This window comes from Azospira sp., assembly GCF_030247495.1.
GTDB lineage: Bacteria > Pseudomonadota > Gammaproteobacteria > Burkholderiales > Rhodocyclaceae > Azospira > Azospira oryzae.
Genome location: NZ_JAOTRW010000003.1, coordinates 297,278 through 318,555 on the forward strand (window position 1 = coordinate 297,278; position 21,278 = coordinate 318,555).

A 21,278-nucleotide genomic window follows, 5' to 3' on the forward strand; every position below is an offset into this window, starting at 1 on the left:
CATCCCCGCCGGTCCCCACTTACCCCGCCTGACGCAGCAGGTGTTTCTGGATCTTGCCGCTGGTGGTCTTGGGCAGGGCCTCGATGAAGTGGTAGCGCCGGGGCCGCTTGTAGTGGGCCAGCCGGTCCCCCTCCAGGAGGAAGTGGTCCAGGGCCTCCTGGGTCAGGGTGGCGCCGGGCTTGGCCACCACGTGGGCGGCCACCACCTGGCCCCAGGTGTCGTCCGGCTCGCCCACCACCGCCACTTCCAGCACGCCGGGGTGTTCCACCAGGGCGTCTTCCACCTCCCGGGGATAGACGTTCTCGGCGCCGGAATTGATCATGTGGTCGATGCGGTCGCGGATCCACAGATAGCCTTCCTTATCCAGGCTGCCCAGGTCGCCGGTGTGGTACCAGCCGAAGGCCAGGGCGCGGGCGTTGGCCTCCGGGCGGTTGAGGTAGCCGCCCATCATGCAGGGGCCCCGCACCAGGATTTCGCCCACCTCGTCCGGCGCCGCCAGGTCGGCAGGGTCCGAAGGACTGCCGTCGGCCTTGACCCGGGCCACCAGCAGATCGTGGTTGAGGGAGGGCAGGCCGGCGGAACCGGCGTGGGAAAGCTGTTCGTGGGGATAGAGCACGGACATGCAGGGCCCCATTTCCGTGGTGCCGTAGATCTGCACCAGGCCGGCGCCCACCTTCTTGTCCCATTCCCGGATCAGGTGGGGCGCCATGGAGGCGCCGCCGTATTCCACCAGGCGCAGGCTGGAAAGGTCCCGGCTGGCCACGTCCGGGTGATGCAGGAGCAGGGTGACCATGGTGGGGGCGGCGAAGAAATGGGTCACCTTCTCCACCTCGGTCAGGCGCCAGGCCTCGCCGGCGTCGAAGCGGCGCAGCAGCACCTGGGTGGCCCCCAGCTGCAGGCGGGGCAGGAAGCTGGTGTGCAGCTCGGCGGTGTGGTTCAGGGGCGCCACCGCCAGGCCCACGTCCTCCCGGGAGAGGGTCATGGCCTGGTGCATCATGGCGTTGTGGGCCAGCTTGCTGCGGTGGGTGTGCAGCACGCCCTTGGGCCGGCCGGTGGTGCCGCTGGTGTACATGAGGATGCAGTTGTCGTTTTCCTCCACGATCACCGGCGGCAGGGTGGCGGGCTGGTGTCGCACCAGCTGGTCCAGCCTGGCGGTGGCGAAGGCGGGGGCTGCGTCAGAGTCGGCGTAGATCCAGTGGGCCGTGGGTACGCCATGCTCTCGCGCCTTTTCCACCACCTCGCTGCCTTCCTTCTCGAACAGCAGCACCTTGGCCTGGCCGTCTGCCAGGATGAAGGCCAGCTCCTGGGCCGCCAGGCGGTAGTTGATGGGATTGAAGACGGCCCCGACCCGGGCGGCGGCCAGCAGGGAAAAGACGAAGGCCGGGGTGTTGTAGAGGAAGGCGGCGACCACGTCGCCCTTCTGCACGCCCAGGGCGAGGAGGGCGTGGGCGTGGCGGTTCACCTCGGCGTTGAGCTGGGCGTAGGTCCACACCCGGCGCTGGGCCGGCGTGTCGTGATCGCCACCCTTCCAGGCAATGAGGGCGGGCTTGTCGGGGAAGTAGCGGGCGGGCCAGGATAGGGTGTCGCCCAGGGTCAGGCCGCGGCTCATGGGCGGACTCCGGCGGGGCGGTGGGACTTGGTGTGCATGGCGATGGGGCCCGCAAGGGGCGCGGCGGCATTGAACAGGCTGCCACTGTAGGTCCCGGCCCGCAGGGCTGTGAAATACCGCTTGTGTCTTTCTATATTCCGCCGCGGCCCGGGATCGGGTTATCCGGCACGTCCAGGGTCAGTCGCAGCATGTCGATGAAGGCGGCGGTGCGGGTGGGCAGCAGGCGGCGTCCCGGAGTGACGCACCAGACGGTGACGCAGGGCAGCTCCCATGCGGGCAGCAGGCGCTGCAGCTGGCCGCTTTCCACATAGGGGCGGGCGAAGCGGTGGGCCAGGCCGACGATGCCCATGCCGTGGGCCGCCAGGGTGCGCTGCATGCCCACCGAGTTGGCCGTCAGGGGGCCCGTGGGCAGGCCCTCCCAGCGCTCGTTGCCGCAGGAGAGGCGCCAGGGCTGGGCCTCGCCGTTGCTGGTGATGAGGCGCAGGCAGATGTGCTGCATCAGCTCGGCCGGGGCCCGGGGGGCGCCGTGGCGCTCGACGTAGGCCGGGCTGGCGTAGAGGCCGGAATGGAACCGGGTCAGGGGCCGGGCCACCAGGCTGGTGTCGTCCGGCAGCTGGCTGGCGACCCGCACCGCCAGGTCGAAGCGTTCCGCCAGCAGGTCCACCCGGCGCGGCGACAGGTCCAGTTCCAGGCGCACCGCCGGGTAGTGGGCGGCGAAGTCGATGAGGGCCGGGGCCAAGTCCAGCTCGCCGAAGTCCGGCGGCATGGAGACCCGCAGCACGCCCTGGGGCGTGGCCTGGCGGTGCAGGGCCAGGGCGGCGGTGGCTTCGGTTTCCTCCAGCAGGCGGCGGGCGTGGTCCAGGATGCCTTCGCCGAATTCGGTGATGGCCAGGCGCCGGGTGCTGCGGGTCAGCAGCCGTTCCCCCAGGGTGGCCTCCAAGGCGGTGATGCGGCGGGAGAGGGTGGACTTGGGCAGGCCTACCCGCTCGGCGGCCTTGGAAAAACTGCCCGCTTCCATGATGCGGGCGAACAGCACCAGGTCGTTGGCGTCCAGCTTGAGGTCGGGGGTCATGGCGGGCTCCGGGCGTAAAGGGTCTGTTGTTGCATTGGTGGAACAATGATATCCATTTGAAGGGCTTCCGGTGCGTTATTGCGGGTAATAAAGTGCACTCAACGGTTCGCCGGAGCAGCATCCGCCAGCCCGGCCCCGCACCCCAACCCCACGGAGAAGCCATCATGAAAATCCTGCAGATCAACGCCAGCGCCCGTTCCGCCGGTGCCAATTCCACCCGCGTCGCCGATTCCATCACCGCCCGCCTGCAGGCCGCCCATCCCGGCACCCTGGTGGAAGTGCGGGACCTGGCCGCCAATCCCCATCCGGTGCTGGACGAGCCGGCCCTCTCCGCCCTGTTCACCCCCGCCGAGCAGCGCAGCCCCGAGCAGGCCGCCCGGGTGGCCCTGGACGACGCCCTCATCGCCCAGGTGCAGTCCGCCGACGCCATCGTGCTGGGTGTGCCCATGTACAACTTCGGCGTGCCGGTGCAGCTGAAGGCCTGGATCGATGCCATCGCCCGTGCCGGCGTCACCTTCCGCTACACCGAGAACGGTCCCCAGGGCCTGATCACCGGCAAGAAGGTGTACGTGGCCCTGGCCCGGGGCGGCCTCTACCGCAACACCCCGGCCGATTCCCAGGTGCCCTACCTGAAGAGCGTGCTGGCCTTCCTCGGCATGACCGACGTGGAATTCATCTACGCCGAGGGCCTGGCCATGGGGCCGGATGCCGCCGCCAAGGGCTTCGCCGAAGCCCAGGCCCAGATCGACGCCATCGCCGCCTGAGCCTGACGCTGCCGGTCCGGTCCCCTGCCTGCGGGCAACGGGCCTGGGCCGGCGCTGTCCACCGTTTAACCTGGGAGGCCCGTCCTCCCCGCCGCCGTCCCGCCCGGGATGCGGCTTCATCAGGAGTCCATGCCATGACCACTCTCCACCGCACTGCGCCGCCGGCCGCACCGGCTGCCGCCAACGCTGCCAATGCCGCCTCCCGGGCCGTGGAACGCCTGGTGCGGGGCATGGCCACTTCCGACGGGGCCGGCGTGCGCCTGACCCGGGTGCTGACCCAGAACCTGCAGCGCCGCCTCGATCCCTTCCTTATGCTCGACGCCTTCCGCAACGAAAACGCGGAGGACTACATCGGCGGCTTTCCCGACCATCCCCACCGGGGCTTCGAGACCGTCACCTACATGATCGCCGGCCGCATGCGCCACCACGACAGCGTCGGCAACGAGGGCCTGCTGGGCCCCGGCGGCGCCCAGTGGATGACCGCCGGCAGCGGCCTCATCCACTCCGAACTGCCGGAGCAGGAGGAGGGCCTGATGGAAGGCTTCCAGTTGTGGCTCAACCTGCCGGCCAGGAACAAGATGGTGGCGCCCTACTACCGGGACATTCCGCCCGCCGCCATTCCCGAATACACCACCGCCGCGGGCGTGCGGGTGCGCATCATCGCCGGCGCCAGCCAGGGCGTGGCCGGGGCCGTGCAGCGCCCGGACACGGAGCCCCTCTACCTGGACATCCACCTGCCTGCCGGCAGCGCCCTGTTCCACGAGATTCCCGCCGGCCACAACGCCTTCACCTACACCTACCGGGGCAGCGTGGAGGTGGGCGGCAATGTGGTGCCCGACCGGCACATGGCCATCCTGGCCAATGACGGCGCCCCCGGCGTGCACCTGGCGGCGGCGGAGGATTCCCGCCTGCTGCTGGTGGCGGGCCGGCCCCTGGGCGAGCCCATCGCCCAGTACGGCCCCTTCGTCATGAACACGGCGGAGGAAATCCAGCAGGCCATGCGCGACTACAGCGCCGGCCATTTCGCCGCCGCCCCGGTGCGGGCCCTGTAGCTTTTCTCCTTCTCCCCTGGCAACGCCGCCGGCCTTGCGCCGGCGGCGTTTTTCTTTGGCGCCGCCATCGCCGGCGGGGCAGGCAAAAGGCATCAAAGCGGCGCAAAATTAGGGGGTGCGGGGCCGCCCGGCCCTGGCGGAAGGGAGAACGACATGAAACGATGCGCCCTCTTGCTGCTGCCCCTGCTGCTGGCCGCCTGCGGCGGTCCCGGCAGCTATGCGGAACGGGAGGATTTCCAGTCCGACCCGCGCCATCGCCGGGATTTCCCCACGGCGGCGGCGCCCCTGTGCGATGCGGCCCGGCGGGTCCTGCTGGGGGACGGTTACGTGGTGCTGCCCGGGCGCGACGCCCTGACCTTCAGCGGTGCCAAGGAATTCCGGGTGGACGACAAGGGTCACGCCCAGCTGCGCCTGCACCTGGCCTGCAGCGAGGCACGGGGCGGCGCCACCCTGTTCGTCACCGCCACGGAAGAGCATTTCGACGTCAAGACCACCCGCCAGAGCACCAGCGTCGGTGTGCCCCTGGTGGCCCCCATTTCCTTCAGCAGCAGCACCGAGGGCGACAACCAGGTCAAGACCCGGGGCGAGACCGTGGCCGCCCGGGATTTCTACGAGCGCTTCTACCGGGCGGTACGGCGGGAACTGGGCGGCCGCGAGTAAGGACGGGCAGGGCAGGGGCGGAGGCCGCAGCGGGTGTCGCGGCCCGGGGCGGGGGCGCCAAAACAAAAGGCCGAATCTCCAGGAGATCCGGCCGTCCTCATGGTCGAGCAAGCGCCGGGCGAGGCCGGCGGGTCCCCCTATTTTTTATTATTTGATCGGCTTGCCCAGGCGGGTGACGGCGGCCACGGCGTGTTCCACCGTGGCGGCGACCTGCTGGCCCATGTCGGTGACCTGCTGCTGCACCCGGGCCTTGTGTTCCTGCTGGCTCATGGTGACGATCTGCTGGGCGTTCTGCAGGTAGGCCAGGGTCTGGCCCAGGACCGGCTGGGTGGCCTTGGTCTGCAGTTCCAGTACTTCCTGGGCCGACTTGGCGCCCATGACGCAGCGGGTGTGCTCGATGCCGTGTTCCAGCAGGGCGCGGGCGGTGTTGAGGTTGAGGTTGGCGAGACGCTCGATGCTGGCGAAGCTGCCGTGGGCCAGGTCCAGGGTGTTTTCCATATTGGTCTTGGTGACGGCCAGCAGATGGTTGTGCAGATTGATCATGTTAGTACCCCTAGCGTTGTCTTATAAGTATCGGTGTCGATGTATCGAGCGGCGCCATCATAGCCACGGCAACCCTGCCTGGGACCCGGGTCGAGTCCCGGGAATGACCCTGGGGTCTCGCCTAGGTGAGAAGCCGGCGGGGATGTGTTAGCCCGGTGCCGCCCGTGCCTGCGGACGGTCCCGGCGCCGGCCGTCGCCCTCTGCGGCAGAGGGCGGGCGGGCCTGGCGGCGGAACCCTTTACCCCCGATGACAAAAGGGGCAAATGCATCTTACGCCCACTCTGGAAGCCAATGAATACGCCACTCTCCAGAGGTCATATGCCAAGAGTCCTACCGTAAGTGGCTTTCCGGGGAGGGGGTCTGTTAATGCTCATGGAATAAGCGCTGCCCGGCAGGTCCGATGAAATCAGGCATCTCCTTGGCGCTATTGGTGTGCTGCGGCATGGGAAAGGGGGCGGAGGCCAGGTGACAGATGAAAGGCGACGTGGGACGGGCGGCGCGCCGGCAGGCCGGGGCAGCCTCTTAACGCCCCGGCCGATGTGCTGTATATTTATACAGCCATGAAGGATGAGCCCTGCCCACTCCCTGACGATTCCCGTGCCCCGGTCCCGCCCGCCGACCTGCCCGCTGCCGCGGCCGGAACAGCGGCCGGATCAGCGGTTGGAACAGCGGTTGGAACAGCGATGCCTGCCGCGGTGCTGCCCGAACGGCGCATCGCCCACCTGGACATGGATGCCTTCTTCGCTTCGGTGGAACTGCTGCACTACCCGGAGCTGCGGGGTCGGCCGGTGGTGGTGGGCGGCCGTGCCGTGGACCGGCCCCGGCGCCAGGCCGACGGCAGCCTGCACTTCGCCCGCCTGCGGGACTACGTGGGGCGCGGCGTCATCACCACCTCCACCTACGAGGCCCGGGCCCTGGGCGTCTTTTCCGGCATGGGGCTGATGAAGGCGGCCCAGCTGGCGCCCGACGCCATCCTGCTGCCGGCCAACTTCGACGCCTACCGGGACTATTCGCGCCGCTTCAAGGCCGCCGTGGCGGCCATCGCGCCCTGTATCGAGGACCGGGGCATCGACGAGATCTACATCGACCTCAGCCACATCGAGGAGGCCACGCTGCCCCTGGCCCGGCGCCTGAAGGCGGCGGTGCTGGCCGCCACCGGCCTTACCTGCTCCATCGGCATCACGCCCAACAAGCTGCTGTCCAAGATCTGCTCCGACCTGGACAAGCCGGACGGCATCACCGTGCTCGGCATGAAGGAGGTGCCGGCGCGCATCTGGCCCCTGGCGGCGAAGAAGATCAACGGCATCGGCCCCAAGGCCAACGAACGCCTGGGCCAGCTGGGCATCCACAGCATCGGCGACCTGGCGGCGGCGCCGCCGGAAATGCTGGTGCAGCACTTCGGCCGCAGCACCGGCGCCTGGCTGCACCGGGCTGCTCACGGCATCGACGAACGGCCCCTGAGCACCTCCCGGGAGCCCAAGTCCATCAGCCGGGAAAGCACCTTCTCCCGGGACCTGCACGCCCGCCACGACCGGGCCGAGCTGTCGGAAATCTTCACCGGCATGTGCCTGCGGGTGGCCGACGACCTGGCGCGCCAGGGCTACGTGGCCCGCACCATCGGCATCAAGCTGCGCTATGCGGACTTCCAGTCGGTGACCCGGGACCTCACCCTGGCCGTGCCCACCGCCGACGGGGCGGCGATCCGCAAGGCCGCCGGCGAATGCCTGAAGCGGGTGCCCCTGCAGCAGCGCCTCCGCCTGCTCGGAGTGCGGGCCAGTTCCCTGCTGCCGGCGGCGGCAGCGGCGGCCCTGCCATCACCCCTGGTCCAGGCCGAACTGCCCCTCTAGGGCCGGGGCGGCGTCCCCGTTTTTCGGGGGGCGGCGATGGCCTTTTTTCGCGCCGCCGGGACCATGCCGGCGGGACAACCTTGACGCGCGTCAAGCCTGCATGGGGCGCGGAACCCAGCTGCCACCGTGACGCCCGATTCTATTGACCCTGATCAAAGTACGTTTTCTGCCGCTGAAGAAATTGGGGCCTCCTCACTCAATTTTTTCAGGAACAGGGAGCCATGAAAACGAAGCGTTTCAACCTACTCAGGCTGGCGGCCATTCCGGCCCTGGCCTTTGCCGTGCAGTTCGCCTTTGCCGGCACGCCGGAATCCCACGGCGACGCCACCATGCGGGACTACCAGGCCGGCGGCGGCTCGCCCCTGGCCAGCGTGCCCATGCACCAGGACATCAATCCCCTGGCACCGAAAATGACCGAGGCCGAGTTCGAGAAGGCCAAACGCATCTTCTTCGAGCGCTGCGCCGGCTGTCACGGCGTGCTGCGCAAGGGCGCCACCGGCAAGGCCCTGACCCCGGACCTGACCATCGCCAAGGGCCTGGAATACCTCAAGGTCTTCATCAAGTACGGCTCTGCCGGCGGCATGCCCAACTGGGGCACTTCCGGCGTGCTCAGCGACGACGAGGTGGACCTCATGGCCCGCTACATCCAGCAGACGCCCCCGGCCCCGCCCGAGTACGGCCTGAAGGAAATGGAAGCCAGCTGGAAGGTGATCGTGCCGGTGGAAAAGCGGCCGAAGAAAAAGCTCAACAACCTCAACCTGGACAACCTCTTCTCCGTCACCCTGCGCGACGCGGGCGAGATCGCCCTGATCGACGGCGACAGCAAGAAGATCGTCAGCATCCTCAACACCGGCTACGCGGTGCATATCTCCCGCATGTCCGCCTCCGGCCGCTACCTGTTCGTCATCGGCCGCGACGCCAAGATCAACCTGATCGACCTGTGGATGGAAAAGCCGGACACCGTGGCCGAGATCAAGGTGGGCATGGAAGCCCGCTCGGTGGAAAGCTCCAAGGCCAAGGGCTTCGAGGACAAGTACGCCATCGCCGGCACCTACTGGCCGCCCCAGTTCGTCATCATGGACGGTGACACCCTCAAGCCGCGCAAGATCGTTTCCACCCGGGGCATGAGCGTGGGCACCCAGGACTACCATCCGGAACCCCGGGTGGCGGCCATCGTCTCCTCCCACTTCAATCCGGAGTTCTTCGTGAACGTGAAGGAAACCGGGATGGTCTACTCGGTGGATTACCGCGATCTCAGCAACCTGAAGATCAAGATGATCGAGGCGGCCCCCTTCCTCCATGACGGCGGTTTCGAATCCACCCACCGCTACTTCATGGATGCGGCCAACGCCTCCAACAAGATCGCCGTGATCGACACCAAGGACGGCAAGCTGGCCAAGCTGGTGGACGTGGGCAAGACGCCGCACCCGGGCCGGGGCGCCAACTTCGTCGATCCCAAGTTCGGTCCCGTGTGGGCCACCGGCCACCTGGGCGACGATTCCATCTCCCTTATCGGCACCGACCCGGTGAAGCACGGCGACAATGCCTGGAAGGTGGTGCGTACCCTGAAGGGCCTGGGCGGCGGTTCCCTGTTCCTCAAGACCCATCCCAAGTCCAAGAACCTGTGGGTGGACACCACCCTCAACCCGGAAGCCAACATCAGCCAGTCCGTGGCGGTGTGGGACGTGAATAACCTGGACAAGGGTTACGAGCTGCTGCCCATCGGCGACTGGTCCGGCATCAAGGAAGGTCCCAAGCGCATCGTCCAGCCCGAGTACAACAAGGCCGGCGACGAAGTGTGGTTCTCCGTGTGGAACGGCAAGGACCAGGAATCGGCCATCGTCGTGGTGGACGACAAGACCCGCAAGCTGAAGGCCGTGATCAAGGACCCCAAGCTGGTGACGCCGACGGGCAAGTTCAACGTTTACAACACCCAGCACGATGTGTACTAATGGGGTCTAGCCTCTCCTGAAGCGGCATCCCAGCAAGACGAGAGAAGGTGATCCTTCTCTCGTCTTTTCATTGGTCACCCCTAGCCGGAATCGCCCATGTTCAGTCCCAAGGAAAGCCGACGCTGCAGCCGGGAGCTGTTGTCGGACATCCCCCTCTTCAACGGCCTGGCCGACAGCGTGACGGACCAGCTGCTGGCCGCCAGCCGGGTCGTCTCCATTCCCGCCCACACCCAGATCTTTTCCGTGCAGAGCCCGGTCAAGGAAGCCTTCGTCCTGGTGCGCGGCACCCTGCGCCGCAGCACCCGCCTGGCCGGCGAGGTGGAGAAGACCCTGGAACTGATCCAGAGCCCCCAGCTCCTGGCCCCCGGCGAAGTGTTCGGCGCCGAGCGCTACACCTCCCAGTGCGAGAGCCTGGGCAGCAGCCTGATCCTGGTCATCGACGCCTGGCGCCTGCGCGCCATCGTGCAGCAGGACCTGCCCCTCAGCGACCGTCTCATCCAGCTCCTGGCCCTGCGCCTGCGCAGCACGGAATGCGACGTCACCAGTTACCACTACGGCCTCTCCGCCACCCAGCGGGTCCTCGACTACCTGCTGGCCCAGGGCGGCGAAGCCCTCAAGTCCGCCGGCGAAACGCCGGTGACCCTGCGCCCGAGCAAGAAAATGATCGCCGCCCGCCTGGGCATCACCCCCGAGTCCTTCTCCCGCTGCCTGCGGGAGCTGATCGACCTGGGCCTGATCGTGGTGGACGGGCGCGTCCTCTACATCCAGAACGCCGCCCTGCGGGATTACGAAAACGGCAACCCGGAGCGGCGCATGAGCTTTTCCCGGCGCGAACGGGCAGAGATCATCCGCCCCCGCAAGAAGCTTTCCGCCGGCGCCCTGGTCAATCTCTGCGGCCGCCTGCGCGTCCTCTCCCAGCGTCTGGCCACCTCCTGGGCCATGATCGCCACCGGCCTGCCGCCGGCCAAGTACCAGGTGCGCCTGCGGGCCCTGGTGGGGGATTTCGAGCGGGTGGACAAGCGCCTCGACGGCCTGGCGCTGGCGCCCCAGGTGGGCGAGCGGCTGCAGGCGGTGCAGGCCATCTGGCCCGCCTACCGGGAAGCCCTGCTGGGCAGCGCCACCCCGGCCGAGGCCGCCGCCGTGCTGGGGCTCAGCGAAAAGATGCTGGAGGCCACCGACGCCATGACCAAGGCCGCCGAACTGTGCGGCGAGACGCCGGACGCCCACTACGTGAACACGGCCGGGCGCAACCGCATGATCTCCCAGCGGGTGTGCAAGCTCTTCCTCTTCTGGGACTGGCCCGGCTGCGAAGACCTGGGGGAGCCGGCCCTGACCGAATCGGTGCGGGAATTCGCGCGCAACCTGGCCGAGCTGCAGCAGAACAGCCACGGCGTGGCCGAGCTGGCGCTGCAGCTGAAGGAGGTGGACGCCCAGTGGCAGGTCTTCATCGCCTCCCTGCTGCCCGACCTGTCCCGGGCCCGGCGCACCCACCACGCCCGGGTCGTGTTCACCGAAGGCGAGCGCCTGCTGCGCCTGATGGACACCACGGTGAAGCTTTACGAGCGGCTGGGCAAATGAGGCCCGCCCGCCGCTCTTGACCGGGATCAAGCCTGTCATTCGCCAACTGACTGGTAACAAAGGATTATTTCCGGGCCGCCGGCCGCAGCGCGAAAAATTTGCCCGGGCCGGCACAGTGCCGCTTTCCAACCACTACACCGAAGGAAGCGTGCCATGAAATCCGCCCACCTCTCCCTGCTGGCCCTCGGCGGCCTGCTCCTGCTGGGCAACGCCCAGGCCGACGAAGCCCTGGCCAAGGCCAAGAACTGCATGTCCTGCCACCAGGTGGCGGTGAAGGTGCTGGGCCCGGCCTACAAGGACGTGGCCGCCAAGTACAAGGGCGACGCCGGCGCCGTCGACAAGCTGGCCGCCAAGATCAAGGCCGGCGGCAAGGGCGTCTGGGGCGAAGTGCCCATGCCCCCCAACAACGTCACCCCCGACGAAGCCAAGAAGCTGGCGACCTGGGTCCTCTCCCTGAAGTAAGCCCTCGGCCTTGTCCGGCGGACCTCGGCGCCCTGCCGTCGCCCGGTCCGCCGTCCCGCCTGCCTGTCCGGCAGGCCGGGCCTCCGCCCGGCCCTGGACGCCCCTTCGGCGCCTGCCCCGGCTACAATCCGGGCCATGCCTGCCTGCCGCCGTACCCCCTTCTCCGCTTTTCTTCCCGCCTCCCTCGCGCCGGCCCTGGGCCGCTGCGGCGCGCTCCTGCTGCTGGGCCTGTGGGCCGCGGCCGCCGGCGCTGCGGACATCCGCCTCGGGGTGCTGGCCTGGCTCGGCTCGGAAGAGGCCGAGGTGCAATGGAAGCCCCTGGTGCAGGAACTGGAGCGGCGCCTGCCGGGCCACCGCATCCAGCTGCGCCAGTACGACCTGGATGAACTGTCCCAAGCCCTACAGGGCGGGGAGGTGGAATTCGTCGTCACCAACCCGGGCCACTACGTCACCCTGGAGGCGGAGCACGGCATCAGCCGCATCGCCACCCAGGTTTCCGCCCCCTCCCAGGACCCGGCCCATGTGGTCGGCTCCGCCGTGGTGGTGCTGGAACGGCGGCGCGACCTGCGCCGCCTGGAAGACCTGCGCGGCGCCACCCTGGCGGCGGTGGCGGAGGATGCCTTCGGCGGCTACCAGCTGATCTGGGCCGAACTGCTCCGCCACGGCCTGGACCCGGAGCAGGGCCAGCCCCGGCCCCTGTTCACCGGCTTCCCCATGCCCCGGGTGGTGGAGGCGGTGCTGCGCGGCGAGGCCGACGCCGGCGTGCTGCGGGCCTGCCTGCTGGAGCGCCTGGAGCGGGAAGGGACAGTGCCGCCCGGCCGCCTGCGGGTGCTATCGCCCCGGGCCGACGTGGGCCATTGCGGCGTCACCTCCGCCCTCTACCCGGGCTGGGCCTTCGCCGCCGCCCGGGGCACCGACCCGGCCCTGTCCCGGGCCGTGCTGCTGGCCCTGCTCTCCCTGCCGGCGGACGAGGGCGGCCAGACCTGGAGCGTGCCCGCCGACTACCATCCGGTGCACGAGCTGTTCCGCGAACTGAAAATCGGCCCCTACGCCTTCCTGCGGGAGACCGGCTGGGATGCCCTGTGGCGCCGCTACTGGCCCTGGGCGGCGGGGCTGGTGCTGCTCCTGCTGGGCGGCGGCCTGTACACCCTGCGGGTGGAGCATCTGGTGCAGCGGCGCACCCGGGAACTGAGCTCGGCCCTGGCCGAGCGGCACCGGCTGGAGGCCACCCTGCGCTCCGGCCAGGAGCAGATGGACCATCTCTCCCGCCTCTCCATCCTGGGGGAGCTGGCCGGCACCCTGGCCCACGAACTGAACCAGCCCCTGGCCGCCATCGGCAACTACGCCCGCAGCCTGCTGCGCCGCCAGCAGGCCGGCAACCTGACGCCCGAGGCCCTGCAGCAGGCGGCGGCGGAGATCGCCAGCGAGTCGGAGCGGGCTGCCGGCATCCTGGGCGGCATCCGGGCCTTCGCCCGCAAGCGCAGCCGGGTGCGGCAGCCCTGCGACCTGGCCCTGCTGGTGCGGGAGAGCGCCGACCTGCTGCGGGGCATCCAGGCGAAGGCCCCGGCCATCGCCCTGGAAGACGCCCTGCCGCCCGGCGGACGCCAGGTGCTGGCGGACCCGCTGCAGCTGCAGCAGGTGCTGCTCAACCTCTTCAAGAACGCCTGGGACGCCCAGGAGGCCGTCGGCAGCGATGCCCCCATCGCCGTCAGCCTCAGCGCCGGGGAAGGGCGCTGCTGCGTCGCCGTGCGGGACCACGGCGGCGGCCTCAGCCCCGAACTGCAGCAGCGCCTGTTCGAACCCTTCTTCACCACCAAGCCCGACGGCCTGGGCCTGGGGCTCTCCATCTGCAAGACCATCATCGAGGCCCACGGCGGCGAACTGGCGGCCGCCGCGCCCGCCGATGGCCCCGGCCTGGTCCTGCACTTTTCCCTGCCCCTGGCCGCTGCCGGCGAAAGCACGCCCCCATGAACACCACTGCCACGCCCCCGGTCATCCACGTGGTGGATGACGAAGCCCCCTTCCGCCGCTCCCTCCTGTTCCTGCTCGAGTCCGTGGGCTGGCAGGCGGTGGGCCACGAATCGGCGGAAGCCTTCCTCGCCGCCGCCCCCGCCTTTCCCGCCGGCGGCGGCTGCCTGGTGCTGGACATCCGCATGCCCCGGGTCAGCGGCCTGGAACTGCAGCGGCGCCTCAAGGCCGGCGATCCGGCCGCCAATCCCTTCCCCATCATTTTCATGACCGGCCACGGCGACGTGGAACTGGCGGTGCAGGCCATGAAGGAGGGGGCCGTGGATTTCCTGCAGAAGCCCTTCAAGGACCAGCAGTTCCTCGACACCGTGGAGCGGGCCGTGCAGCTGAGCCTGGAACGCCACGCCGCCAGCCGCCGCCACCAGGAGGCCCGGGAATGCCTGGAGCGGCTCTCGGCCCGGGAGCGGGAAGTGGCGCGGCTGCTGGCCCTGGGCCAGGCCAACAAGGAAGTGGCGCGGGCACTGGGCATCAGCGAAAACACGGTGCATGTGCACCGCCAGCACGTCATGGAAAAGACCGGCACCGGCAGCGCCGCCGAACTGGCCCGGCTCATCCTGCGGGCCGACCCGGCCGGGCTGGACTGAGAGTCGTCAGACGCTGGCGGTTGTCTGGCCCCTGTTGCCGGCCGCTGCCGCGTTGATGGATTCCAGCACCGGCGCCATGGTGGCCACGCCGCGCCGGATCGCCGCCTCGTTGCAGGCGGAGAAGCCCATCACCAGCCCCGGCGGCGCCGGCTGGCCCATGCCGTAGAAGGAGATGGGGCGGGCTTCCACGCCCCAGGCGCCGAGGGCCGCGGCCACCGCCCGGTCGTCGCTGCCCCGGGGCAGGAGCGCGGTGGCGTCGAGGCCGGTGGTGATGGGCAGCACCGTCAGCAGGCCGTCGAGCTGGGTGGCGCACTCGTGCTGGAAGCAGGCGGCCCGCTCGCCGTAGAGGCGGCGCATCTGGCGCAGGTGGCGGGCGAAGTGGCCTTCGCCGATGAAGGCGGCCAGCACCGCCTGGGGCAGGATCGGGGCGTGGCGCACGGTGAGGGAAATGGCCGAGGCGAAGGGTTCCGCCAGCCATTCGGGCACCACCGCGTAGGCCAGGCGCAGGGCGGGAAAGAGCAGCTTGCTGAAGGTGCCCAGGTAGATCACCCGGTCATGGCGATCCAGGCTTTTCAGGGCCGGCAGGGGCGCCCCGTCGAAGCGGTACTCGCCGTCGTAGTCGTCCTCGATGATGATCCGCCGGCCCGCCTCGGCCCAGGCCAGCAGGGCCAGGCGCCGCTCCAGGGGCAGGGTGCCGCCCAGGGGCGACTGGTGGGCGGCGGTGACGTAGGCCAGCCGGGCATCCGCCGCCATCGGCAGGGCATCGGTGCACAGGCCCAGCCGGTCCACCGGCGCGCCCTGCACCCGGGCGCCGCCCAGCTCGAACAGGCGGGCCGCCCCGGGATAGCCCGGGTCTTCCACCAGGGCCGCATCGCCCGGGTCCAGCAGCAGGCGGGCGCACAGGTCCAGGGCCTGCTGGGCGCTGGACAGGATCATCACCTGGCCTGCATGGCAGTCGATCCGCTGGGAATAGCGCAGGTGCTCGGCGATGGCCCGGCGCAGGGGCAGGTGGCCGGCCCCGTCGCCGTAGCCCATGTCGTCGGGCCGCAGGCCGCGCCCCTGCTGGTGCGTGAGGCGCTGCCAGAGGGCGTGGGGAAAGGCCCCCAGGTCCGGCTGGTTGGGGCTGAAGGGCCGCCCCAGGACCATGCCCTCCCGGGAGAGGAAAGGGCTGTTCGCCAGCAGTTGTCCCTGGCGCGACAGCCGGGGGTGGTTGGCGGCGGCATCGTCCGTTCCTGCCGTGTCGGCGGCGGCAGCGCGGGCAACGCCCGGGGCGGCGCTGGTCCGGGGCTGCGCTGTGCCGGCCGCGGCGATGGGCAGGGCCGCAGCCACCGTGGTGCCGCTGCCGGTGGCGCCGCTGAGATAGCCTTCGGCGATCAGCTGGTCGTAGACGGCCACCACGGTGCCCCGGGAGATGGCCTGCTGGCGGGCGAAGTCCCGGGTGGAAGGCAGGCGGCACCCCGGCGCCAGGCGCCCGGCCAGGATCGCGGCCCGCAGCTCCCCGCACAGCCAGCGTTGCAGGGTCATGCCCTCGGCCCGGGGAGCCAGGGCCAGCTCCAGTTCTGCGGCACGTTTCATGGAAAGTGGACCAATCGAATGGTCGATAAATGGACGTATGCATCGTACCACCGGCCCATTAGGATGGCCCCATCCTGCAGCGCGGGATTCCCCCAACTCTCCCAAGGATGGAAACCATGGAACAACGCTTCGATATCGGCAAACTGATCCCCGACGGCTACAAGGCCATGTTCGGCGTGCACACCTATGTCCAGGGCGCCGGCCTGGACCTGGGCCTGCTCGAACTGGTGCGCCTGCGCGTCTCCCAGATCAACGGCTGCGCCTTCTGCGTCGCCATGCACGTGCCCCTGGCCCGCAAGTACGGCCTCAGCGAAAACCAGATCAACCTCACCGCCACCTGGAAGGAAGCCCCAGTCTTCGACCCCCGCCAGCGCGCCGCCCTGGCCTGGGCCGAAGCCGTCACCGCCCTCAGCGGCCAGGAAGTGCCGGAAGCCATCTACGAAGAGGTCAAAGCCCACTTCAGCCCGGTGGAAATGGCCAACCTGACCCTGTGCGTAGTCGAAATCAACGGCTGGAACCGCCTCATGGTCGCTTCGCGGACACCGCCGTTGCTGTAGGTCGGACTGGGAAAACAAAAAAAGCCAACCCTGGGGTTGGCTTTTTTGTTGGGGCTGATTGTTGCGGGGTGTTGGGTGATTTTAAAGCTGCTATCGACCCAAAGCGGAAGTCCGACCCGCTGCGGCATCAAGACTCATTGTCGGCCATTACAGTCACTCGACCCGTCGCCTTGTCGAGGTCATTCACCGTCGATAGTAGGTGCATAAGGCTCCAGAGGCCCTCCCTAAACGCGAGATTAGACTCCGAAATAGTCACTACTGACGAGCCTTTTAGGCACTGGATAGGCGGGCGGCACGCCGGGGCCACAGACCTCTTTCCCTTCCTCGATTGCCGCCGCGACCTTTTCATTGAGTTCACGAAGTTGGTGCAATATATCCAGTCTTCTATCGAACCCATATGCGGCAAGAACCGCTATGTCGAGTGCTGCATGAGCATCCTTAAGCACGTTCTTGCCTGGCAACTCTAGGGTCCGATAGAGTGCTCGCAGCCCTCCTGGGATGCCCTCGAGCGCCTTTTTTCGAACTGCACGAAGGGTGCAGGCTGCCTCTGCAACGGCTTCTACTTTTGACCGGGATGGGTGTTGTGGCCACGGGAACGTATCGAAGACGGAAGTTGAAGAATATCGAGGATCTTTCTTCATATTGGATCGCTTTGCCAGGAACCATTCGATATGGACTACCGACTGTAGAACCCCAAAGCTGTAATCGTCCTCGAAAGCGAACACTTGGAGAGCATCGCCGGGACGACATTTGCTTGACAGAAAGAAGAAGATTGGTCGCGTTGTCACTCTCGAACAAGCAATAAACCGGCTAAGCGGCTTCAGTGCAGCGACCATGTCCGCCCGGCTCCATGAGAGCTGCCACCAGCGGTCGAGAAATGCTTTGTGGTGGGGGCGCATCTTTCCGGTTTTTGTCTTGCCCTTCTCAGCCGCTTGCTGACGGGCTGGTAGGACCTTTTCCTCCACGTGCGCAATAGAAACTGGGAAAGCTTGAGCACCTAGTATGTCGCGCTGTCCGAAATCGAGAATAAAGCGTTTCGCCGAAACGATTCCGCCGAGAACCTCTTTTCCGACAAAGTAAGGGAATAGCAACTCATCTGCTTTCGGCTCTTTAGCGAGCAGCGCCTTGCGCTGACCCGCGGACAGCACGAAATCCTTGTGGCCTGGTGTGACACCTTGGAAAGATCGTTGTGGTGAGAGATTACAGCTCAACTGGTGAATACTCTTCAAGTCCGTACGATCGGAAAGCGCTGAGTTGATTGAGGGAACCTCGCGCAGATCAAGCTCGTAGCGCTTCGATTCCAACCCCGTGCCACGTGGTCGTTTCGCTTTCTTTCCGGTGGTGGGCTTGACTTGAAACCACAAGCGCTTTTTCTTCGGTACCAGAGTGGGGTCCTGAGTCTTTACCCAGTTAGCGATCGACACATTAACGTTCGCTTCGCCGGACCAAGGCTGGTTATCCACCGCGTCGATAATAGTTCCATCGACCACTACGTGATCCAATCCTCCAACGCGTGATTGGTTGCTTCTCACATTCTGTGTTCCGACCAGACCGGCTCTGCCGGCCAACGGATCCTTCTCTGTACAAACGGCCAATTCGTCATGTGCTCGTCGGAACCAGTACACACAGAAGTCCGCCATGCCCGGTACATCAGGATAGGTTCGGCGAACCGCGGCAATGTAGTCGATATCGAGTTCTTGCGTGATCCGCTTGGCGCCCAAGAACGGAGGATTTCCAACGATTACATCGGCTTTGAACCACTTCGCCTTCGTGCCATCTGCATTAATCAGTGCATCTCCAGCTCTGAAATTTTTATCAAGATTGTCTAGTGGTAGCGCGGGCTCATTGATATGAAGCTCATCAATACTCAACTTGTGCGCTAGCATCATGGTGACCTTCGCTATGTCGACGGCGAAGGGGTTGATATCGATACCGAAGAAATTTCGGGCGCTCACGAATCCGAATGGGCGCTGGTAGGGATCGACGCTTTTGTACTCGCCAGCCATCCGCTCATAGATTCTAGCCTCGAGTCGCTTTAGCTCACGGTAGGCGGTGTAAAGAAAGTTTCCACTGCCACAAGCCGGATCAAGAACTGTGAAGTTCTCGATTCGTGCGAGTAGCTTCTTTAGAGCTCCGAGCGTCTTGGCCGATTCGATGCGCTCACTCCATGGGGCAACGATGGTCGGGCCGATCACCTTCATGATGTCGACCGGACTCGTGAAGTGGGCGCCACTTGCATGTCGAGCTTCTTTCCCGAGCGAGTGCTCGAAGATGGTACCGAAGATCTCAGGCCGCACCGCGGACCAATTGAACCTTGCGGCATCCTTGAGTAGCTCAAGCTCCTCTGCGTTTAGCTCAATGCGAGCTGGGCTGGCAAAAAGTCCTCCATTAAAATACGCGACGCCCTTGTAGCGACCGCCAGTTACTCCGCCCTTCGTGTTCATCGCCTCAAAGAGCCCGCCGAGAATGTCGTACGAGTCTTCTGGCCTCTTACAATCTTCGAGCAGGCGGGTCACAAAGTACTTTTCGAGGAGGTCAATGTCCTCTGCGAAGAGCGCCATCAACATCTGCAGGATGAACCGCTGGGCAAGCGGCTGATCAATGCCTCGTTTCAGCAGCGAGTTAAAGCAGGAGGCGAGCTTATCTGCGGCTTGACGAGTGACTGATTCCTGGTGGTTTCCAAAGATGGGGGCAACATCGCCAGGGAACATGAAGTTCAGCGGACCAAACTTGGCCGGCAGTTCGGTGAGTTTCACCTTGTCCACCGGAGTGTCTAGCTGAGTCTCGAAGTCGTAAACCCAGAACTCATCGAAGTTGCAAAGTACGGCGTAGCGCGGTCGATTCGGTACAAGTCGAGTCCAGTAGTCAAACGCTTGGCGGTAGTGCTTACTCAGGTCGACGCCTCGCTTCTTCATTTCAATGACGACAACCGGCTTCCATACGAGATCGGCGAAAGAGGTACCGCCCGTCGTGTTCTTCACGCGCTCTTCGCACTGTGCCCCAGCCTCCTTTAAGCCCGGCCAACCGAATGCGCGAAAAAGGCGGTCAAGGAATATCTGCGCTTCTCCCTTTTCGTCACCCTTAATGTGGGCGGCTACCCAAGTAGTGAAGTCTTCGAGGCGTGCTGGCTTTTCTGCTGTCGATATCATGTTATTTATTCTCGGTGGTGCCGATTGTTAGCGAGCTTTTTTCGACTTCAAAAAGCTTAGCCAATGTCAATGGTACGGTATGTTTGAATATCCAGGCGGCAATCAGGACCTGACCTCTAGGCCCCGTTTCGATTGGGCGGCAGGTGCAGGTCAGATTGTCACCCCTCACTTGGTGGCAGCTTTCCGTTAGCAGTGGCTGAGTTTCAGCTAATCAGAGTAGTGGGGCTGACAGTCAGGAATTAGCCGAGAGTCGCCCTAGGCTCATTCGAACTCCTCTGCTGCCTGCCAGTTCAGCCTCCATTCTCCAGCGCTTTCTCCTCCCGCTTCAACTCATGGGGCCTGGCTCCCAGGTCGTTCCACGGGGTGCCGTGGCTGCGGGCCTGGGTGAACCAGCGGAGTTTGGCGGCCAGGCGGAACAGCCAGGCGGGGAGGAGGGGGCGGGCCATGGAGGCGCTGGCTTCGGAGGGGATGCCGCGGCCGGCGGCCAGGGCCGGGGCGGCTTGGTGGAGGGCGGCGATCTGCTTGCGGAACATGAAGCCCATGCTGGCCAGGGGTTTGCCGTGCAGCACTTCGCCGGCGCCCATGGCCAGGCCGCCGGCCCAGCCGAGTCCGGCGTTGTGGGCGAAGCGGCGCAGCTGGGCCATGGCGGAGCGGTTGTGGGCCGCTTCCGGGTAGCCGCTGTTGAGCAGGCCGGCGATCCGCTGCAGGCGGCCGGGCTGGGCGGCGATCTGTTCCAGGGCCTTGAGGACCAGGCCCGGCAGGCCGTCCACGTAGAGGGGGGCGGACACCACCAGCAGCTCGGCTTCGCCCAGGGCGGCCAGGGCGGCGTCGGCGCGGCGGCCGGGCTTGATGAAGTCGATGACGTGTACCAGGGTGGCGGCGACGCCCTGCCGTTCCAGGTTTTCCGCCAGGCTCCGGGCCAGGGATTCGGAGGTGCTTTCGCCCTTGGGCCGGGCGCTGCCCACCAGCAGAGCGGCGCGTTGCACCGGCGCCGGCGGCAGGGCCGGGTCCGGCGCGCAGGCCCGGGCCAGGGCGTCCGCCGGCGGGTGGTGGGGGAAGGGTTCGCCGTCGCTGCCGGCCAGGGCCTGGGCGAAGCGGGCGGCCAGGGCTTCCTCCCAGGGGGCGGTGGCGGGGGCCAGCACCAGGGTGTGGAAACGGGGGGCCATGAGGTTGATGGCGTTGCCGCCGGCGAAGGCGGCGAACAGTTCCCGGGCCGCCGCATCGGGCGCGGCTTCCAGGCCGACGAAGAGCATGGCCGGGTAGCGCTCGTAGCGGGGCTGGTGGCGGGTGACGCCGACGGATTCGTGGAAGAAGGGGTGGATCACGCCCAGCAGCCGGTCCAGGGCGCCCTTGAGGGAGGGCCGGTAGCCGCCGTGGAAGAGGGGCGTCACCATCACCGCCAGGTCGGCCTGCTGGAAGGCCTTGGCGATGGCGTTGGCGTCGTCCTGGGTGCGGCACAGGCCGGGGGTCTTGGTCCAGCATTCGAAGTCGCCCAGGCAGGGGGCCAGGCGCACCTCTTCCAGGCGGAAGCAGCTGATCAGGGCGCCGCTGTCGGTGGCCAGGGCGGCCAGCCGGTCGGCCACGCGGCGGTCGGGGCCGTCGTCGTCGGGGGTGGCGTCGAGGATGAGGATGCGGCGGTCGGCGGCGGGTGTGGTGGGCGGCTGCATGGGCGAGTGGAATAATGGAGTTGGCATGATGTTGCCATGATCCCGGGGCCGGGGAAATGGCGATGTGCAGCAGGGAGGGCAGGTCGGGGCGCCCAGGACAAGCGGTTTAGGCAGCCGCCGGCAATAGTCACTTTCGGTTATGGCCCTAACCGGATATCCGAATAGGCGCGGTGGGGCGC

16 protein-coding genes are annotated in these 21,278 nt (G+C 67.1%); 10 read left to right on the top strand and 6 right to left on the bottom strand.

The genetic code is table 11. The annotated features are described in order from the left end of the window. Positions 1–19 precede the first annotated feature (19 nt). Together OEL49_RS04850 and OEL49_RS04855 are read right to left on the bottom strand one after the other, a co-directional pair. Positions 20–1,609 (bottom strand): fatty acid--CoA ligase, encoded by a 1,590-nt coding sequence (locus OEL49_RS04850; RefSeq protein ID WP_287874107.1) that lies wholly within the window; start codon positions 1,607–1,609, stop codon positions 20–22. Between the two features lie 130 nt (positions 1,610–1,739). Further along, the gene (locus tag OEL49_RS04855; RefSeq protein WP_014237137.1) at positions 1,740–2,681 is read right to left on the bottom strand and encodes a LysR family transcriptional regulator; all 942 of its coding nucleotides are present in this window, start codon (positions 2,679–2,681) and stop codon (positions 1,740–1,742) included. A 164-nt stretch (positions 2,682–2,845) separates the two neighbouring features. Here OEL49_RS04855 and OEL49_RS04860 point away from each other — a divergent pair, with 164 nt between their 5' ends. The 3 genes from OEL49_RS04860 to OEL49_RS04870 all read left to right on the top strand — a co-directional run bounded on the left by OEL49_RS04860 (position 2,846) and on the right by OEL49_RS04870 (position 5,157). After that, on the top strand, positions 2,846–3,445 hold the full coding sequence (locus OEL49_RS04860) for an FMN-dependent NADH-azoreductase (RefSeq protein WP_014237138.1): 600 nt from the start codon (positions 2,846–2,848) through the stop codon (positions 3,443–3,445). A gap of 134 nt (positions 3,446–3,579) precedes the next feature. Further along, complete coding sequence (locus OEL49_RS04865) at positions 3,580–4,497, top strand: pirin family protein (RefSeq protein WP_014237139.1); 918 nt, start codon at positions 3,580–3,582, stop codon at positions 4,495–4,497. A gap of 153 nt (positions 4,498–4,650) precedes the next feature. Then, a complete protein-coding gene (locus OEL49_RS04870) occupies positions 4,651–5,157 on the top strand; it encodes a DUF2242 domain-containing protein (protein ID WP_287874108.1) in 507 nt (168 codons plus the stop codon). 147 nt (positions 5,158–5,304) lie between these two features. Here the strand turns inward: OEL49_RS04870 and OEL49_RS04875 are convergent, their stop codons facing one another. Further along, positions 5,305–5,700, bottom strand: coding sequence for a phasin family protein (locus tag OEL49_RS04875; RefSeq protein WP_014237141.1), 396 nt, complete (start codon positions 5,698–5,700; stop codon positions 5,305–5,307). A 683-nt stretch (positions 5,701–6,383) separates the two neighbouring features. Here OEL49_RS04875 and dinB point away from each other — a divergent pair. The 6 genes from dinB to OEL49_RS04905 all read left to right on the top strand — a co-directional run bounded on the left by dinB (position 6,384) and on the right by OEL49_RS04905 (position 14,151). Beyond that, complete coding sequence (dinB, locus tag OEL49_RS04880; RefSeq protein WP_287874109.1) at positions 6,384–7,547, top strand: DNA polymerase IV; 1,164 nt, start codon at positions 6,384–6,386, stop codon at positions 7,545–7,547. A 221-nt stretch (positions 7,548–7,768) separates the two neighbouring features. After that, a complete protein-coding gene (locus tag OEL49_RS04885) occupies positions 7,769–9,499 on the top strand; it encodes a nitrite reductase (protein ID WP_287874110.1) in 1,731 nt (576 codons plus the stop codon). A 96-nt stretch (positions 9,500–9,595) separates the two neighbouring features. Beyond that, a complete protein-coding gene (locus tag OEL49_RS04890; RefSeq protein ID WP_287874111.1) occupies positions 9,596–11,077 on the top strand; it encodes a type IV pili methyl-accepting chemotaxis transducer N-terminal domain-containing protein in 1,482 nt (493 codons plus the stop codon). Positions 11,078–11,230: 153 nt separating this feature from the next. Then, positions 11,231–11,539, top strand: coding sequence for a c-type cytochrome (locus OEL49_RS04895; RefSeq protein ID WP_130458235.1), 309 nt, complete (start codon positions 11,231–11,233; stop codon positions 11,537–11,539). 135 nt (positions 11,540–11,674) lie between these two features. Then, entirely contained in the window at positions 11,675–13,510 is a 1,836-nt protein-coding gene (locus tag OEL49_RS04900) for a sensor histidine kinase (protein ID WP_287874112.1), read from the top strand. After that, positions 13,507–14,151: a response regulator transcription factor gene (locus tag OEL49_RS04905; RefSeq protein ID WP_287874113.1), complete on the top strand. Its 645-nt coding sequence runs from the start codon at positions 13,507–13,509 to the stop codon at positions 14,149–14,151. The genes OEL49_RS04900 and OEL49_RS04905 overlap by 4 nt, the downstream gene beginning before the upstream one ends. A 6-nt stretch (positions 14,152–14,157) precedes the next feature. Here OEL49_RS04905 and OEL49_RS04910 read toward each other — a convergent pair whose 3' ends face one another. Next, entirely contained in the window at positions 14,158–15,726 is a 1,569-nt protein-coding gene (locus tag OEL49_RS04910; RefSeq protein ID WP_287874114.1) for a PLP-dependent aminotransferase family protein, read from the bottom strand. A 116-nt stretch (positions 15,727–15,842) separates the two neighbouring features. On the opposite strand from OEL49_RS04910, the gene OEL49_RS04915 reads away from it, so the two are divergent. Continuing rightward, complete coding sequence (locus tag OEL49_RS04915; protein ID WP_287874115.1) at positions 15,843–16,283, top strand: carboxymuconolactone decarboxylase family protein; 441 nt, start codon at positions 15,843–15,845, stop codon at positions 16,281–16,283. Between the two features lie 236 nt (positions 16,284–16,519). Here OEL49_RS04915 and OEL49_RS04920 read toward each other — a convergent pair whose 3' ends face one another. Both OEL49_RS04920 and OEL49_RS04925 read right to left on the bottom strand, forming a co-directional pair. Next, positions 16,520–19,432 carry a DNA methyltransferase gene (locus OEL49_RS04920; protein WP_287874116.1) on the bottom strand — a complete coding sequence of 971 codons (2,913 nt, stop codon included), beginning with the start codon at positions 19,430–19,432 and terminating at the stop codon, positions 16,520–16,522. Between the two features lie 290 nt (positions 19,433–19,722). Then, positions 19,723–21,126 carry an NAD(P)H-dependent oxidoreductase gene (locus OEL49_RS04925; RefSeq protein ID WP_287874117.1) on the bottom strand — a complete coding sequence of 468 codons (1,404 nt, stop codon included), beginning with the start codon at positions 21,124–21,126 and terminating at the stop codon, positions 19,723–19,725. Positions 21,127–21,278 lie beyond the last annotated feature (152 nt).

Excerpts from the sequence above, each read along its gene's own strand:
- OEL49_RS04850 (WP_287874107.1), bottom strand. The coding sequence starts at position 1,609 with ATGAGCCGCGGCCTGACCCTGGGCGACACCCTATCCTGGCCCGCCCGC.
- OEL49_RS04855 (WP_014237137.1), bottom strand. The coding sequence starts at position 2,681 with ATGACCCCCGACCTCAAGCTGGACGCCAACGACCTGGTGCTGTTCGCC.
- OEL49_RS04860 (WP_014237138.1), top strand. The coding sequence starts at position 2,846 with ATGAAAATCCTGCAGATCAACGCCAGCGCCCGTTCCGCCGGTGCCAAT.
- OEL49_RS04865 (WP_014237139.1), top strand. The coding sequence starts at position 3,580 with ATGACCACTCTCCACCGCACTGCGCCGCCGGCCGCACCGGCTGCCGCC.
- OEL49_RS04870 (WP_287874108.1), top strand. The coding sequence starts at position 4,651 with ATGAAACGATGCGCCCTCTTGCTGCTGCCCCTGCTGCTGGCCGCCTGC.
- OEL49_RS04875 (WP_014237141.1), bottom strand. The coding sequence starts at position 5,700 with ATGATCAATCTGCACAACCATCTGCTGGCCGTCACCAAGACCAATATG.
- dinB (WP_287874109.1), top strand. The coding sequence starts at position 6,384 with ATGCCTGCCGCGGTGCTGCCCGAACGGCGCATCGCCCACCTGGACATG.
- OEL49_RS04885 (WP_287874110.1), top strand. The coding sequence starts at position 7,769 with ATGAAAACGAAGCGTTTCAACCTACTCAGGCTGGCGGCCATTCCGGCC.
- OEL49_RS04890 (WP_287874111.1), top strand. The coding sequence starts at position 9,596 with ATGTTCAGTCCCAAGGAAAGCCGACGCTGCAGCCGGGAGCTGTTGTCG.
- OEL49_RS04895 (WP_130458235.1), top strand. The coding sequence starts at position 11,231 with ATGAAATCCGCCCACCTCTCCCTGCTGGCCCTCGGCGGCCTGCTCCTG.
- OEL49_RS04900 (WP_287874112.1), top strand. The coding sequence starts at position 11,675 with ATGCCTGCCTGCCGCCGTACCCCCTTCTCCGCTTTTCTTCCCGCCTCC.
- OEL49_RS04905 (WP_287874113.1), top strand. The coding sequence starts at position 13,507 with ATGAACACCACTGCCACGCCCCCGGTCATCCACGTGGTGGATGACGAA.
- OEL49_RS04910 (WP_287874114.1), bottom strand. The coding sequence starts at position 15,726 with ATGAAACGTGCCGCAGAACTGGAGCTGGCCCTGGCTCCCCGGGCCGAG.
- OEL49_RS04915 (WP_287874115.1), top strand. The coding sequence starts at position 15,843 with ATGGAACAACGCTTCGATATCGGCAAACTGATCCCCGACGGCTACAAG.
- OEL49_RS04920 (WP_287874116.1), bottom strand. The coding sequence starts at position 19,432 with ATGATATCGACAGCAGAAAAGCCAGCACGCCTCGAAGACTTCACTACT.
- OEL49_RS04925 (WP_287874117.1), bottom strand. The coding sequence starts at position 21,126 with ATGCCAACTCCATTATTCCACTCGCCCATGCAGCCGCCCACCACACCC.